This window comes from Agrococcus sp. ProA11 (genome assembly GCF_039880525.1).
GTDB lineage: Bacteria > Actinomycetota > Actinomycetes > Actinomycetales > Microbacteriaceae > Agrococcus > Agrococcus chionoecetis.
The window spans coordinates 1,625,248-1,640,711 of record NZ_CP156989.1 but is presented as its reverse complement, the minus strand read 5'-3'; the positions used below and the strand labels follow the sequence as shown (position 1 = coordinate 1,640,711).

At 71.3% G+C, this 15,464-nt stretch carries 14 protein-coding genes; all 14 read left to right on the top strand.

The genetic code is table 11. The features are described from left to right. Window position 1 precedes the first annotated feature (1 nt). Window positions 2-1,084: an undecaprenyldiphospho-muramoylpentapeptide beta-N-acetylglucosaminyltransferase gene (gene murG, locus ABG090_RS07925; RefSeq protein WP_347753922.1), complete on the top strand. Its 1,083-nt coding sequence runs from the start codon at window positions 2-4 to the stop codon at window positions 1,082-1,084. After that, window positions 1,081-2,496, top strand: a complete 1,416-nt coding sequence (gene murC / locus ABG090_RS07920) for a UDP-N-acetylmuramate--L-alanine ligase (protein WP_347753920.1) — start codon at window positions 1,081-1,083, stop codon at window positions 2,494-2,496. Before murG ends, murC begins: the two co-directional genes overlap by 4 nt. Then, window positions 2,493-3,710, top strand: a complete 1,218-nt coding sequence (locus tag ABG090_RS07915) for an FtsQ-type POTRA domain-containing protein (RefSeq protein ID WP_347753919.1) — start codon at window positions 2,493-2,495, stop codon at window positions 3,708-3,710. Before murC ends, ABG090_RS07915 begins: the two co-directional genes overlap by 4 nt. A 179-nt stretch (window positions 3,711-3,889) precedes the next feature. Next, complete coding sequence (gene ftsZ / locus ABG090_RS07910; protein WP_347753918.1) at window positions 3,890-5,062, top strand: cell division protein FtsZ; 1,173 nt, start codon at window positions 3,890-3,892, stop codon at window positions 5,060-5,062. A gap of 10 nt (window positions 5,063-5,072) precedes the next feature. Continuing rightward, a complete protein-coding gene (locus ABG090_RS07905; RefSeq protein WP_347753917.1) occupies window positions 5,073-5,747 on the top strand; it encodes a YggS family pyridoxal phosphate-dependent enzyme in 675 nt (224 codons plus the stop codon). 28 nt (window positions 5,748-5,775) lie between these two features. Next, window positions 5,776-6,243: a cell division protein SepF gene (gene sepF, locus ABG090_RS07900; protein WP_347753916.1), complete on the top strand. Its 468-nt coding sequence runs from the start codon at window positions 5,776-5,778 to the stop codon at window positions 6,241-6,243. A 4-nt stretch (window positions 6,244-6,247) separates the two neighbouring features. Beyond that, the gene (locus tag ABG090_RS07895) at window positions 6,248-6,550 is read left to right on the top strand and encodes a YggT family protein (RefSeq protein WP_347753914.1); all 303 of its coding nucleotides are present in this window, start codon (window positions 6,248-6,250) and stop codon (window positions 6,548-6,550) included. 129 nt (window positions 6,551-6,679) lie between these two features. Then, window positions 6,680-7,486, top strand: coding sequence for a DivIVA domain-containing protein (locus tag ABG090_RS07890; protein WP_347753912.1), 807 nt, complete (start codon window positions 6,680-6,682; stop codon window positions 7,484-7,486). An 8-nt stretch (window positions 7,487-7,494) separates the two neighbouring features. Next, window positions 7,495-8,118: a signal peptidase II gene (lspA, locus tag ABG090_RS07885; protein ID WP_347753911.1), complete on the top strand. Its 624-nt coding sequence runs from the start codon at window positions 7,495-7,497 to the stop codon at window positions 8,116-8,118. After that, window positions 8,118-9,038 (top strand): RluA family pseudouridine synthase, encoded by a 921-nt coding sequence (locus ABG090_RS07880; protein ID WP_347753909.1) that lies wholly within the window; start codon window positions 8,118-8,120, stop codon window positions 9,036-9,038. The genes lspA and ABG090_RS07880 overlap by 1 nt, the downstream gene beginning before the upstream one ends. A gap of 46 nt (window positions 9,039-9,084) precedes the next feature. Beyond that, window positions 9,085-12,594, top strand: a complete 3,510-nt coding sequence (dnaE, locus tag ABG090_RS07875; RefSeq protein WP_347753908.1) for a DNA polymerase III subunit alpha — start codon at window positions 9,085-9,087, stop codon at window positions 12,592-12,594. A 47-nt stretch (window positions 12,595-12,641) separates the two neighbouring features. After that, window positions 12,642-13,955 carry a histidinol dehydrogenase gene (hisD, locus tag ABG090_RS07870; RefSeq protein WP_347753907.1) on the top strand — a complete coding sequence of 438 codons (1,314 nt, stop codon included), beginning with the start codon at window positions 12,642-12,644 and terminating at the stop codon, window positions 13,953-13,955. Next, entirely contained in the window at window positions 13,955-14,422 is a 468-nt protein-coding gene (nrdR, locus tag ABG090_RS07865; RefSeq protein ID WP_347753906.1) for a transcriptional regulator NrdR, read from the top strand. The genes hisD and nrdR overlap by 1 nt, the downstream gene beginning before the upstream one ends. Continuing rightward, the gene (locus tag ABG090_RS07860; RefSeq protein ID WP_347753905.1) at window positions 14,419-15,462 is read left to right on the top strand and encodes a quinone-dependent dihydroorotate dehydrogenase; all 1,044 of its coding nucleotides are present in this window, start codon (window positions 14,419-14,421) and stop codon (window positions 15,460-15,462) included. Before nrdR ends, ABG090_RS07860 begins: the two co-directional genes overlap by 4 nt. The last annotated feature ends 2 nt before the right edge of the window (window positions 15,463-15,464 follow it).

Below are 15,464 nucleotides of genomic sequence, written 5' to 3'. Positions count from 1 at the left end.
GATGCGCGTGCTCCTTGCCGGCGGTGGCACCGCCGGCCATGTCAATCCGCTGCTGGCGACCGCCCAGCGGCTGCGCGACCGTCATCCCGACGTCGAGATCACCGTGCTCGGCACCGCGGAGGGGCTCGAGCGCGAGCTCGTGCCGCGCGCCGGCCTGGAGCTCGTCACGATCGCCAAGCTCCCCTTCCCGCGCAGACCCGACGGTGCTGCGCTGCGGTTCCCGAGCCGATGGCGACGGGCCGTTCGGGAGGTTCGCGCGCTGCTCCGCGAGCGCGGCTTCGATGTGGTGGTGGGCTTCGGCGGCTATGCCGCCGCTCCCGCGTATCGGGCCGCGCACCTCGAGCGCGTGCCGATCGCCATCCACGAGGCGAATGCGAAGCCCGGGATGGCGAACGTGCTCGGCGCGCGCTGGAGTGACTTCGTCGGGCTCTCCTACCGATCGACCACGCTCGCAGGCGAGCTCGTCGGCATGCCGCTGCGCCCCGAGATCACGAGCCTGGATCGCGTGGGCCTGCGCGCCGAGGCCGTCGTCGAGCTCGGCCTCGACCCGCAGCGGCCCACGCTGCTCGTCACGGGCGGCTCGCAGGGAGCCCGCTCGATCAACCGCACGATCGTCGCCGCGGCGCAGGCGATCGTGGACGCGGGCTGGCAGATCCTGCACCTCTCCGGCGGCCGGCAGACCGACTTCGAGCCCGCCACGATCGACTACTACGTCGCGATCGAGTACCTCGATCGCATGCACTTGGCGCTCGCCGCCGCCGACCTGGTCGTCTGCCGTGCCGGCAGCCTCACCGTCTCCGAACTCATGGCCGTCGGCCTGCCCGCGATCTACGTGCCGCTGCCCTACGGCAACGGCGAGCAGGGCATGAATGCCGCCGACCAGGTTTCCGCTGGTGGCGCACTGCTGGTCGACGACGGCGCGTTCACGGCAGAATGGGTCGAGGCGCAGCTCGTGCCGCTGCTGCGGGACGCCGATCGTCTCGCCGAGATGGCCTCCGCGAGTGCGGGAGCCGGAGCGATCGACGGCAGCGACCGCATGTGCGATCTCATCGAGCGGGCCGCAGCCACGAGGAGGCAGTCGTGATCGAACCGGACTTCACCCAGCCCATCCCTGAGCGGATCCAACGGGTCCACTTCATCGGCATCGGCGGCTCCGGCATGTCCGGCATCGCCCACATGATGCTCGACGAGTCCATCGCGGTCTCGGGCTCCGACCGGTCCGGCTCGGCGACCGTCGACCGGCTCATCGAGCGCGGCGCGACGATCGCGGTCGGCCACGCGGCCGAGCACGTCCCCGTCGAGGGGGAGGAGCGCGTCGACGCCGTGGTCGTCACGAGTGCCCTGTGGCCTGACAACCCGGAGCTGCTCGCCGCGCGCGAGCACGGCATCCCGGTGCTGCATCGATCGCAGGCGCTGCACGTGCTCGCGCGCGGCAAGCGCGTCGTCGCCGTCGGCGGCGCGCACGGCAAGACCACCACGACGGGCATGCTCGTCGTCGGCCTGCACGGGCTCGGCGTCGACGCCGGCTTCGTGAACGGCGGCGTGATCGCCGGACTCGACACCTCCAGCGGCCACGGCACCTCCGACATGTTCGTGCTCGAGGCGGATGAGTCCGACGGCTCCTTCCTGCTCTATGACGTGGCCGTCGCGCTCATCACCAACGTCGACACCGATCACCTCGATCACTACGGCACGCCGGAGGCGTTCGACGAGGCGTTCGCGGCGTTCGCAAACCGGGCGAGCGAGGCCGTGGTGATCTCTGCCGACGACGAGGGCGCACAGCGGCTGCGCCGGCTGATCCAGCACGAGCGCGTCGTGACCTTCGGCGATCATGAGGACGCGGATGTGCGGATCCTCGAGATCCGCACCGGCACGACCGCGTCGTGCGCGCTGTCGGTCGGTGGCGAACGCATCGAGCTCGAGGTGGGGGTGCCGGGGCGCCACAACGCCGTGAACGCCGCCGGCGCCCTCGCCACCCTGCTCGCGCTCGGTTTCGCGCCAGCCGACATCGCGCACGCGCTCGCCGCCTTCCGCGGCACCGGGCGACGCTTCGAGCTCCACGGCGAGCGCCGCGGCGTGCGGGTCTTCGACGACTACGCGCACCACCCGGCGGAGGTCGACGCCGCGCTCACCGCGGCCCGCACCGTCATCGGCTCCGGCCGCATCATCGCCATCCACCAGCCGCACCTCTACACGCGCACCCGCGACATGGCGGGCGAGTTCGCCGCCGTCTACGAGCGCGTCGCCGACCACACGGTCGTGCTCGACGTGTACGGCGCCCGCGAGGACCCGATCCCGGGCGTCACGGGGGCGCTGGTCGCCGACCGCTTCTCCGATGCGACGGATGTCGACTTCCTGCCCGACTGGCAGGCGGCCGCCGAGCGCGCCGCGGCGATCGCGCAGGAGGGCGACATCATCGTCACCCTCTCGTGCGGCGACGTCTACCGGATCATCCCGCAGGTGCTGTCGGCCCTCGAGGGCGGCGACGACGCGTGAGGCGCCCCGACGGCTTCGATCGCCCGGACGACGAGCCGGCGGCCGCGCAGCGGTCGCCGGAGCCGTCCCGGCGCGACGTGGCCGCCGAGGTGCGCGAGGTCGTGCGGCTGGAGGCGCTCCGGCGCCGCCGCGAGCAGGCGGAGCTGCCTGCGCAGGAGGACGAGGAGCCGCGCCGCTGGGCGCTGAGCGCCTACGCCGACCTGGACGATGCTGACCCGGACGATGCTGGCCAGGGCGATGCCGACCAGGAGGCCGGCGACACGGTCGAGCTCGGCGCGCATGACCTCGGCGCGCGTGCTCGCGGCGCGGACGACGGGGTCGCGAGCGGTCCCGGCGCCGCCGCAGCCACCGGTGCCGCGTCGGGGGAGCGCGGCTCGCACGCGCAGCGGGTCGACCGAGCGTGGCGGCTCGCCCAGCGGGAGCAGCGCAGGCTCGATCGCGAGGAGCTCAAGGACAGCCGGCGGGAGGCCAGGGCAGCCAAGCGCGCCCGCATCCGCGCGGAGCGTGCCGAGGTCCGCCGCTTCACCGCGGCCCGACGACGGCAGCTGCGCGTTGCGCTGCTCTCGGTCGGGGGACTCGTGCTCGCGATGCTGCTGCTCGTCGGGCTGGTCTGGTCGCCGCTGATGTCGGTGCGCGACGTGCAGGTGGAGGGCGCCGAGCGGATCGACCCCGCGGTCGTGCAGGCTGCGCTCGCCGATCAGCTGGGGGAGCCCATCGCGACCATCACCGAGGCCGAGGTCGCCGAGCGGCTGCGCGCCATCCCGCAGATCGAGTCCTTCCGCCTCGACGTCGTCCCGCCCTCGTCGGTCATCGTGCGGCTCGTCGAGCGGCGCCCGGTGGCGATCGTCGACGGGGCACAGGGGCCATCGGTCATCGATGCGGCCGGCGTGGTGCTCGGCACGGTGGACGCCGAGAGCGATGCGCTCCCGCGCCTGGTCGACGTGGAGCTCGGCTCGCCCGAGTTCGACGCCGTTGCGACGGTGCTGGTCTCGGTACCGAGCGACGTGCTGCTGCAGACCGAGACCATCGAGGCGTCGACACCGTCTGACATCCGCCTCACCCTCACCACCGGGCAGACCGTGCAGTGGGGCGGCGCCGAGCAGAGCCCGCTGAAGGCGGATGTGGTTGCCGCGCTGATGGCCACGCAGGACCCGTCGGCCGCCGCCGTGCTCGACGTGCGCGCCCCGGAGCACCCCGTGGTGCGCGGGTCCTGAGCGTCCTCGCGACGCCGTCGAACCTGACGATTCTTTTTCTTGCCGGATCCGGTCGCGACACGCCCCGTCAGTCCCGAGCTCGTGCCATGCGCGCCCGTACCGTCGGAGTTGTCAGCATGAAATGAGGAATTCTCTAAACTTCAAGTAGAGGTTGAGAGTTCGATCGAGGGGCCGGGCACGTGACTTCCAACAACAACTACCTCGCCGTCATCAAGGTGGTCGGCGTAGGCGGTGGCGGTGTGAACGCCGTCAACCGCATGATCGATCTGGGCCTGCGAGGCGTCGAGTTCATCGCCATCAACACCGACGCGCAGGCGCTGCTGCTCAGCGACGCCGACGTCAAGCTCGACGTCGGCCGCGAGCTCACGAAGGGTCTCGGCGCTGGTGCCGACCCGGAGGTGGGCAGGCGGGCAGCCGAGGACCACGCGGAGGAGATCGAGGAGGCGCTCTCGGGCGCCGACATGGTCTTCGTCACCGCGGGCGAGGGCGGCGGCACCGGCACGGGCGGCGCCCCGGTCGTGGCGCGCATCGCGAAGAGCCTCGGCGCGCTCACCGTCGGTGTGGTGACCAAGCCGTTCTCGTTCGAGGGCCGCCGTCGGCAGGCGCAGGCCGAGACCGGCGTCGAAGCGCTCAAGAACGAGGTCGACACGCTCATCGTGGTGCCGAACGACCGACTGCTCGAGATCTCCGACATGGGCATCTCGATGGTGGAGGCGTTCGAGACCGCCGACCAGGTGCTGCTCGCGGGCGTCCAGGGCATCACCGACCTGATCACCACGCCGGGCCTCATCAACGTCGACTTCGCTGACGTGAAGTCGGTCATGCAGGGCGCGGGCAGCGCCCTCATGGGCATCGGCTCCTCGCGCGGCGCGGACCGCGCGATCAAGGCGGCGGAGCTCGCCGTCGCCAGCCCGCTGCTGGAGGCCAAGATCGACGGTGCGCACGGCGTGCTGCTGTCGATCCAGGCCGGCAGCAACCTGGGCATCCATGAGACCTACGACGCAGCGAAGCTCGTGCAGGAGGCCGTGCACCCCGAGGCGAACATCATCTTCGGCACGGTCATCGACGACACGCTCGGCGACGAGGTGCGCGTGACGGTCATCGCTGCGGGCTTCGACGGCACCGGACCGGTCGTGAAGGACGACGACTCGGTCATCCGCACCGCCGCGCGCGAGGAGATGGGACTGCGCGCCTCGGCGCCCAGCACGCCGTCGGCGCCCCGCGTCGAAGAGCCGGCCGAGCGCCGCGCGGTGCCCGCACCGCCGGTCGCCGACCACCTCACGGGACCCGTGCAGCCGCTGACCCAGGTGGACGAGGAGGAGGACGAGTTCCTCCCCGACTTCCTGCGCTGACGACACCGACGTGACCGACACCCCCGCCGCGCGCCTGGCCGCCTTCCTCGAGGATCTCGAGCAGGCGCGCCAGGCGCGCGACGTCACGGTGGTGGTGGTCACGAAGTTCCACCCGGTCGAGCTCGTGCGCGCGCTCGCCGAGACCGGGCACCGCCACTTCGGCGAGAACCGTCACCCGGAGGCGCGCGACAAGGCCGCCGCGCTCACCGACCTCGACCTGACCTGGCACTTCCTCGGGCAGCTCCAGCGCAAGAAGGCCCGACAGGTCGCCCGCTATGCGGACGTGCTGCACTCGGTCGATTCCATCGAGCTCGTCGACGCGCTGGAGGGCGGGGAGCCGGAGGCCGATCGCCCCGTGCGCGACGCACTGGTGCAGATCAACCTGACGAACGACCCCGCACGCGGGGGCGTCGACCCCGCCGGCCTGGAAGCGCTGGCGGAGCGCGTCGCCGCCGCCGAGCACCTGCGCCTGCGCGGCGTCATGGCCGTCGCGCCGCTCGACGAGGAGCCCGGCGCCGCCTTCGAGCGGCTCGCATCGTACGCCGAGCGCGTCCGCGCCGTCGAGCCGACGGCCGAGTGGATCTCGGCCGGCATGAGCGGCGACTGGCGAGCGGCGCTCCAGCATGGCGCGACACACCTGAGAATCGGTACCGCAATCACGGGAAACCGCCCACTCGGCGGATAGCGTGAACGCACGCCACGAGGAGGATCCCATGAGCAACGCACTGAAGAAGGCGGCGATCTACTTCGGCTTCGCCGAGGAAGATGAGCTGACCCAGGAGGTCCGACCTGTCGAGCGGGCCGAGGAGCACGAGCGTGCTCCGCAGCAGCCGCGCGAACGCGTCGAGGAGCCGCGCCGTGCACCCGTCACCAAGCTCCGCACAGCACAGAAGGTGAGCGACATGAGCGAGATCCTGACCGTGCATCCGCGGCAGTACAAGGACGCGAAGGCCATTGCGGAGGCGTTCCGCGACGGCACCCCCGTGATCATCAACCTGTCGCAGATGACTGACGGCGACGCCCGTCGCCTGATCGACTTCTCCGCAGGACTGACGCAGGGCCTGGAGGGCCGCATCGAGCGCGTCACGACCAAGGTCTACCTGCTGACGCCGGAGCACATCGCGGTCTCCGGAGGCCGCGGCGTCGACGAGGACGCGGACGCAGCCGTCTTCGCCCACTGACGCGGTGACGATCGTCTCGATCCTCGCCTGGGTCGTCCACACTGCACTGCTGGTCGCGTTCTACGTCCTCTGGGCGCGGATCATCCTCGACTTCGTCCGGCAGATCAGGCGCGACTGGCGGCCGACCGGCTTCTGGCTGCTCATCTCGGTGTGGCTGCTGCGGCTCACCGATCCTCCGCTGCGCTTCGTGCGCCGCTTCGTGAAGCCGGTGCGCATCGGCGGCGCGATGCTCGACATCGCGATGCTGGTGCTGCTGCTGGCGCTGCTCCTCCTGACGACCATCGTCAGCCCGTTCCGCTTCGTCTAGGCGGGCGCGGCTGCATCGTGGAGCGCGCCGGGAGCACGCGGCGCTACGATCTCGGAAGCGAACCACGCCGGGTACAGTGAACGTGTGCTGTCTGCCTCCCGGCATGACCCTGACCTAGAAAGGCACGCCATGGCTCTCACTCCTGATGACGTCGTCCACAAGCGCTTCGAGACGACGCGCTTCCGGGACGGCTACGACCAGGACGAGGTCGACGACTTCCTCGACGAGGTCGTGACGGAGCTTCGCCGCCTGACGGAGGAGAACGAGACGCTCCGCGCCGAGAACGAGCAGCTCAAGTCGGGCGGCGCCGCTGCCGCACCCGTCGCCGCGCCCGAGCAGGACGACAAGCAGGCCAGCAAGCAGGCCAGCGCCGAGCAGGCGAGCGCCGAGCAGGCGGAGGCCGCGCAGGCCGACGCCGCAGAGCTCGAGCGCCTGCGCGCCGAGAACGAGCGCCTCGCGAAGGAGCTCGCCGACCGCGACGCGGCCGCAGCGCAGGCAGCGGCAGAGCGCGAGCAGGCCGGTTCGGAGCAGTCCGCGCCCGAGGCCGATGCGCCCGTGGCGGCCGCCGACGCCCCCGAGCAGGGTGCTTCGCAGTCCGTGGGGAACGCCGACAGCCTCCTCGCCCTCGCGCAGCGCGTGCACGACGAGCACGTCGCCGCCGGTGAGCAGAAGCGCGACGAGCTGATCGCGGCCGCCGAGGCGCGCGCGCAGGAGATCGAGGACGCCGCCGAGCAGCGCAAGGTCGTGCTGCAGGGCGAGTTCGACGACAAGAAGGCCAAGCTCGACGAGGTCAAGGCAGGCCTCGAGACGAAGATCGACGAGCTGAAGAGCTTCGAGCGCGACTACCGACTGAAGCTCCGCGGCTACATCGAGAGCCAGCTGCGCGACCTCGACCGGTCGTCCTCGCTCGCCTTCGGCGGGCAGAGCGGCAACTGAGCCGCTCGGTGACGCACGAGCGCCCACCCGGCCACAGCGCAGCGGCGGTCCCGCGCACGACCACCTGGCGGATGCTGGGTCTCGTGCTCGCGACCGCCGTCGTCGCGTGGGTGGCCGACTTCCTCTCGAAGGAGTGGGTCCTCTCGTCGATGACGGAGGGCGAGCAGCGCCAGGTGCTCGGGGAAGTGCTGCAGTGGCACTTCGTGCGCAACCCCGGCGCCGCGTTCTCCTTCGCGGAGGGGTCGACCTGGATCTTCACGATCCTGGCCGCCGCGGTCGTGGTGTTCATCGTCACCCAGCTGCGGCGCATCCGCTCCGTCCGCTGGGCGATCGCCTTCGGCGGCCTGCTGGGCGGCACGCTCGGCAACCTGACCGACCGTCTGACGCGGGAGCCCGGGTTCTTCGTGGGCCACGTGATCGACTTCATCCAGGTCTGGGGCTTCCCGGCGATCTTCAACATCGCCGACATCAGCATCGTCGGGTCGATGATCGGCGTCGTGCTGCTGGTGCTGGCGAACGTCGGGCTCGACGGCGCGCGCCACACGGACGAGCCGAAGCTCGCCGAGGCCGAGGCAGACGCCGAGGCCGACCCCGACGCGACGCAGCCGCTCGACCCGGACGACCGGCCCTGATGGAGACGCGCTTCCTGCAGGTGCCGCCCGGGCTCGACGGCGCGCGCGCCGACGCGGGCCTGGCCAAGCTGCTGGGCCTGTCGCGCACCGCGGTGGTCGGGATGCTGGATGCCGGCGGGGCGGTGCAGGACGGCTCGGTGCTCGGCAAGTCCGACCGCTTGCACGGCGACGCGTGGCTCGACCTGTCGTGGCAGCCGCGCGAGGAGCCGAGGATCGTCCCGACTCCCGTGCCGGATCTCGGCATCGTGCATGACGACGACGACATCGTGGTCGTCGACAAGCCCGCGGGCGTTGCGGCGCACCCCTCGGTCGGTTGGCAGGGGCCCACCGTCGTCGGTGCGCTCGCCGCCGCGGGCTTCCAGATCGCCACCTCCGGCGCCGCCGAGCGGCAGGGGGTCGTGCACCGGCTCGACGCCGGCACGAGCGGACTGATGGTGGTGGCGAAGAGCGAGCGCGCCTACACGCACCTCAAGGCCGCGTTCCACGACCGCAAGGTCTCGAAGATCTACCACGCGGCCGTGCAGGGTCACCCCGACCCGTTCACGGGCACGATCGACGCGCCGGTCGGCCGGCACCCCAGCCACGAGTGGCGCTTCGCGGTCGTCTCCAGCGGCAAGCACGCGGTGACCCACTACGAGACGCTCGAGGCCTACCGCGGCGGCAGCCTGCTGGAGGTGAATCTCGAGACCGGGCGCACGCACCAGATCCGCGTGCACATGGCGGCCAGGAAGCATCCGTGCCTCGGCGACGCGATGTACGGCGCCGACCCGACCGTGAGCGAGCGGCTGGGGCTGCACCGCCAGTGGCTGCACGCCCTGCGGCTGGGCTTCGCGCACCCGGCGACGGGGGAGCAGGTGCGCTTCGAATCGGCGTACCCGCCGGAGCTCGCGCACGCGCTCGAGGTGCTCCGCGAGGAGTAGCGCCTCGGCGCAGCGCGTGGGCCCCGCGAAGTAGGATCGACGTGCCATGGCAGAGAACTTCGCGCACCTCCACGTCCACACCGAATACTCGATGCTGGATGGCGCTGCCCGCATCAAGGACCTGATGCAGGCGGTCGAGGACGAGGGGATGCCGGCGGTCGCGATGACCGACCACGGGAACGTCTTCGGCGCCTTCGAGTTCTGGAAGGCCGCGAAGGCGCAGGGCGTGAAGCCGATCATCGGCACCGAGGCCTACATCACCCCCGGCACGCACCGCAGCGAGAAGACGCGGGTGAAGTGGGGCGACCAGAGCACCGCCTCCGGCGACGACGTCTCCGGTGGCGGCGCCTACACGCACATGACGCTGCTGGCCGAGAACAACGAGGGGCTGCACAACCTCTTCCGGCTCTCCTCCTACGCCTCCATGGAGGGCTTCTACTTCAAGCCCCGCATGGATCGCGAGCTGCTCGAGCAGTACTCGAGCGGGCTCATCGCGACCACCGGCTGCCCCTCCGGCGAGGTGCAGACGCGCCTGCGCCTCGGGCAGTTCGACGAGGCGCTCGCGGCGGCCGCCTCGTACCGCGACCTGTTCGGCGCCGACAACTACTTCCTCGAGCTCATGGATCACGGGCTCGAGATCGAGCGCCGCGTGAAGCAGGGACTGCTCGACATCGGCAAGCAGCTCGGCCTGCCGCTGCTGGCCACGAACGACCTGCACTACACGCGCGCCGACGACGCCAAGAGCCACGACGCGCTGCTGTGCGTGCAGTCGGGCTCGACCATGGACGATCCGAATCGGTTCCGGCTCGACGGCGGCGGCTACTACGTGAAGTCGGCCGCCGAGATGCGGCACCTCTTCCGCGACTTCCCCGAGGCGTGCGACAACACGCTGCTGATCGCCGAGCGCTGCGAGGTCGAGTTCGACACCAGCGCGAACTACATGCCGCGCTTCCCGGTGCCGGAGGGCCACGACGAGCACACCTGGTTCCGGCACGAGGTGCAGGCGGGGCTCGAGCGCCGCTACCCCAGCGGCATCCCGGATGCCGTGCAGACGCAGGCGGAGTACGAGATCGGCGTGATCTCTGGCATGGGGTTCCCCGGCTACTTCCTGGTCGTCGCCGACTTCATCAACTGGGCGAAGGACAACGGCATCCGCGTCGGCCCCGGTCGCGGCTCGGGTGCGGGCTCGATGGCCGCGTACGCCATGCGCATCACCGACCTCGACCCGCTCGAGCACGGCCTCATCTTTGAGCGGTTCCTGAACCCCGATCGCGTCTCGATGCCCGACTTCGACATCGACTTCGATGATCGCCGTCGCGGCGAGGTGATCCGCTACGTGACCGAGAAGTACGGCTCGGAGCGCGTCGCGCAGATCGTCACCTACGGCACCATCAAGCAGAAGCAGGCGCTCAAGGACGCCAGCCGCGTGCTCGGGTTCCCGTTCGGGATGGGCGACAAGCTCACCAAGGCCATGCCTCCGGCGATCATGGCGAAGGACATCCCGCTCGCGGGAATCACCGATCCGACGCACGAGCGCTACAAGGAGGCGGGCGACTTCCGCGCGCTCATCGAGTCGGACCCCGAGGCGAAGACCGTCTACGAGACGGCGCTGGGGCTCGAGAACCTGAAGCGGCAGTGGGGCGTGCACGCGGCTGGCGTCATCATGTCCTCCGACCCGCTCATCAACATCATCCCGATCATGAAGCGCGAGCAGGACGGCGCGATCATCACCCAGTTCGACTACCCGGCCTGCGAGTCGCTGGGGCTCATTAAGATGGACTTCCTGGGACTGCGCAACCTCACCATCGTCTCCGACGCGCTCGACAACATCCGCGCGAACCGCGGCGAGGAGATCGACCTCGAGACGCTGGCGCTCGACGACCGCGGCGCCTACGAGCTGCTGGGCCGCGGCGACACGCTCGGCGTCTTCCAGCTCGACGGCGGCCCGCTGCGCTCGCTGCTGCGGCTCATGAAGCCCGACAACTTCGGCGACATCTCGGCCGTCATCGCGCTGTACCGCCCGGGCCCGATGGGCGCCGACTCGCACACCAACTACGCGCTGCGCAAGAACGGGCAGCAGGCGATCACGCCCATCCACCCGGAGCTCGAGGAGCCGCTGGCCGAGATCCTCTCGGAGTCCTACGGCCTCATCATCTACCAGGAGCAGGTGATGGCGGTCGCGCAGAAGGTCGCCGGCTACTCGCTCGGCCAAGCCGACATCCTGCGCCGCGCGATGGGCAAGAAGAAGAAGGAGGAGCTCGACAAGCAGTTCGAGGCCTTCTCCGGCGGCATGCTCGAGCGGGGCTACTCGGCCGCGGCGGTCAAGGCGCTGTGGGACATCCTGCTGCCCTTCTCCGACTACGCGTTCAACAAGGCGCACTCTGCCGCCTATGGCGTCATCTCCTACTGGACGGCCTTCCTCAAGGCGCACTACCCGGCCGAGTACATGGCCGCGCTGCTGACGAGCGTCGGCGACTCCAAGGACAAGATGGCCATCTACCTCTCGGAGTGCCGCCGCATGGGCATCACGGTGCTGCCGCCGGATGTCAACGAGTCGACCCTCTACTTCACGGCGGTCGGCGACGACATCCGCTTCGGCCTCGGCGCCGTGCGCAACGTCGGCGACGGCGTCGTCGACGGCATCATCGCTGCCCGTGAGCGCGAGGGCGCTTTCGCGTCGTTCCACGACTTCCTGAAGAAGGTGCCGCTGGGCGTCGCCAACAAGCGCACGGTCGAGTCGCTCATCAAGTCGGGCGGCTTCGACACCATGGGCGTCACCCGCCGCGCGATGCTCGAGGTCCACGAGGACGCGGTCGACGCCGCGGTGTCGATCAAGCGCAACGAGGCCAATGGCCAGGTCGACCTCTTCGGCGACATCTTCGACGACCTCGACACCGTCGCCGACCGGGTGCCGGAGCGGCCGGAGTGGGGCAAGCAGGACAAGCTCGCCTTCGAGCGCGAGATGCTCGGCCTGTACGTCTCCGACCATCCGCTGTCCGGCCTCGAGCTGGAGCTCGCGAAGCACGCGACCCACCAGATCCAGGAGCTGAACGAGTCGGTCGAGGATGGCGACCACGTCAGTCTCGCGGGCCTGATCACGAGCGTGCAGCACCGCGTCGCCCGGAACTCCGGCAACCCCTACGGGATCATCGCGCTGGAGGACTTCAGCGGCGAGCTCGAGATCATGGTGCTCGGCAAGACCTACACGGAGTTCCGGGCTGCGCTGGTGGCAGACCAGGTCGTCGTGGTGCGCGGTCGCGCGCAGACCCGCGACGACAGCATCACGGTGCGCGCGAACCAGATCGAGACCCCTGACGTGCAACCGATCGACGAGACCCGTCCGCTCGAGCTGCGCATCCCGGAGCGGCGCGCCTCGATGACGGCGATGCGCGAGCTGCGGGGGCTGCTAGAGCGGCACGCCGGCCCGACCGACGTGCGCATCGCGCTGCAGCGGCCCGACCTGGAGCGCGTCTTCGCGCTGCCGCTGCAGGTGCGCGTCTCCTCCGACCTGTTCGGCGAGATCAAGTCCCTGCTGGGCCCCGCCTCCATCGCCTAGGGGTCTCGCGTCCCTCGGCCAAGGGCAGGCGATCTACGATAGATCCCGTGCTCCGACGTATCGATCTGACGACGCTGCCCGCCGACCGCGAGCTGCGCGCGCTGCTCCCGCGCCCCGCCGTCGACGTCGCCGCCTCGCTGCCGGCAGCCGCCGAGCTCATCGACGCCGTGCGCTCGCGAGGCGCCGACGCGCTCATCGAGCAGGCCGAGCGCTTCGACCGCGTGCGGCCCGCCGCGCTCCGGGTCGAGACCACCGCGCTGACGGAGGCACTCGAAGCGCTCGACCCGCAGGTGCGCACGGCACTCGAGACGAGCATCGAGCGTGTGCGGATCGGCTCGAGGGCACAGGTGCCGCCGCCGATGGTCGCCCACGTCGCCGATGGCGCCGAGATCGAGCTGCGGTGGCAGCCGGTCGAGCGCGTCGGCCTCTACGTGCCCGGCGGCAAGGCCGTCTACCCCTCGAGCGTCGTGATGAACGTGGTCGCCGCGCAGGCCGCGGGCGTCCGCTCGATCGCGGTCGCGAGCCCCGCGCAGGCCGACCACGACGGGCTGCCGCACCCGACCATCCTCGCCGCGTGCGCACTGCTGGGCGTCGACGAGGTCTATGCCATGGGCGGCGCGGGAGCGATCGGCGCCTTCGCCCACGGCGTCCCGTCGATCGGGCTCGAACCGGTCGACGTCGTCACCGGGCCCGGCAACGTGTTCGTCGCTGCGGCCAAGCGCATCGTCGCCGGCACCGTGCGCGTCGACGCCGAGGCCGGTCCGACCGAGATCCTCGTGATCGCCGATGCCGTCGCCGACGCCGAGCTGGTCGCCGCCGACCTCGTGAGCCAGGCGGAGCACGACGAGCTCGCGGCCGCGGTGCTCGTGACCGACTCGGCCGCGCTGGCCGACCGGGTGGCCGAAGCCGTCGCCCGCCGCGCGGCCGCGACACCGGCGGCCGAGCGCGTCGCGGCATCGCTGTCGGGCGTGCAGTCGGCGATCGTGCTGGTGGCCGACCTGGCTGCGGCCGCGCGCGTGAGCGACGCCTACGCGCCGGAGCACCTCGAGATCATCACGCACGACGACGAGTCGGTGCTTGCGCGCATCCGCCACGCGGGCGCCATCTTCCTCGGACCGCACACGCCCGTGAGCCTGGGCGACTACGCCGCCGGGTCCAACCACGTGCTGCCCACCGGTGGCCAGGCGCGTCGCGTCGCCGGGCTCGGCGCCGCGACGTTCCTGCGCCCGCAGCAGGTCGTGCGCTACAGCCACGAGGCGCTCGCCGCGGTGCGCGACGAGGTGACGGCACTGGCGGCCGCCGAGAGACTGCCCGCGCACGGCGCGGCGATCGAGGCGCGCTTCGAGGGCGGCGAGCGCTGATGCACTGCCCGTTCTGCCGCAACCCCGATTCCCGCGTGGTCGACTCGCGCACGAGCGACGACGGCACCTCGATCCGCCGGCGCCGTCAGTGCACGCAGTGCGGCCGGCGCTTCACCACCACCGAGACCGCCAGCCTCTCGGTCGTGAAGCGCTCGGGCGTGCTCGAGCCGTTCCGGCGCGAGAAGGTCATCGAGGGCGTGCGGAAGGCTGTGCGCGGGCGTCCGGTGACGGATGCCGACCTGGCGGCCGTCGCGCAGTCGGTGGAGGAGACCATCCGCGCGACCGGTGCGAGCCAGATCGACGCGAACGAGATCGGCCTCGCGGTGCTGCCGCCGCTGCGCGAGCTCGACGAAGTCGCGTACCTGCGCTTCGCAAGCGTCTACAACAACTTCGATTCGCTCGACGACTTCGAGGCGGCCATCCGCACCCTGCGCGAGGCGAAGCCCCCGCTGGAGCGCGACGAGTGACCGCCTACGACCTGCTCTTCGATCACGGCTTCGCGAAGGTCGACCCGGAAGCGGCGCACCACCTGGGTGCCGCCGCGATCAAGGCGATCGGCGCGACCCGCCCAGGCGTCCGCACCGACCCGTCGCTGCGCGTGCGCGCACTCGGCAGGGAGTTCCCGACGCCGTTCGGCGTCGCCGCGGGCTTCGACAAGGACGCCACGATGATCGCCGGACTGGGCGCGATCGGCTTCGGCCATGTCGAGGTCGGCACCCTCACGGCGCAGGCGCAGCCCGGCAACCCGCAGCCGCGGCTGTTCCGGCTGACCGAGGATCGCGCGCTCATCAACCGCATGGGCTTCAACAACGGGGGAGCGGCGGCCGCCGCCGACCGCATCGCCGCCGCGCGCGAGGCGCGCTCGCGTCCCGTCATCGGCGTCAACATCGGCAAGAGCCGCGTCGTCGACGCCGAGGACGCCGCCGCCGTGGAGCGCGACTACCTGCAGTCGGCGAGAGTGCTCGCGCCGGTCGCCGACTACCTGGCCGTCAACGTCTCCTCGCCCAACACGCCCGGACTGCGCGGGCTGCAGGACGAGCGGCTGCTCGAGCCGCTGCTCGCCGCCATCCGCGGCGCAGCGGGGCAGACACCGGTGCTGGTGAAGATCGCCCCCGACCTCGATGACGAGCAGGTGGAGGGCATCGCCGCGCTCGCCGCGAGGCTCGAGCTCGCGGGCGTCATCGCCACGAACACGACCATCAGCCGCGCGGGCCTGCGCTCGGATGCCGCCACGGTCGCGAGCGCGGGTGCCGGTGGCCTGTCGGGCCCGCCGGTCGCCGAGCGGTCGCTGCAGGTGCTGCGCCTGCTGCGCGCCGCGCTGCCGGCATCGTCGGACGTGATCTCGGTCGGCGGGGTCGAGACGGCGCTGCAGGTGCGGGAGCGCCTCGATGCCGGGGCCTCGCTCGTGCAGGGCTACACGGCCTTCATCTACCGCGGCCCCGGCTGGGCGCGCGAGATCAACCGCGGACTGCTGGCGACCGGACTGGCGCGGCGCGAGGTCTCGTGACG

What these genes read in the sequence shown, in the direction of transcription:
- murG (WP_347753922.1), top strand. Translation starts at nt 2, where the DNA reads ATGCGCGTGCTCCTTGCCGGCGGTGGCACCGCCGGCCATGTCAATCCG.
- sepF (WP_347753916.1), top strand. Translation starts at nt 5,776, where the DNA reads ATGAGCAACGCACTGAAGAAGGCGGCGATCTACTTCGGCTTCGCCGAG.
- ABG090_RS07890 (WP_347753912.1), top strand. Translation starts at nt 6,680, where the DNA reads ATGGCTCTCACTCCTGATGACGTCGTCCACAAGCGCTTCGAGACGACG.
- ABG090_RS07880 (WP_347753909.1), top strand. Translation starts at nt 8,118, where the DNA reads ATGGAGACGCGCTTCCTGCAGGTGCCGCCCGGGCTCGACGGCGCGCGC.
- dnaE (WP_347753908.1), top strand. Translation starts at nt 9,085, where the DNA reads ATGGCAGAGAACTTCGCGCACCTCCACGTCCACACCGAATACTCGATG.
- nrdR (WP_347753906.1), top strand. Translation starts at nt 13,955, where the DNA reads ATGCACTGCCCGTTCTGCCGCAACCCCGATTCCCGCGTGGTCGACTCG.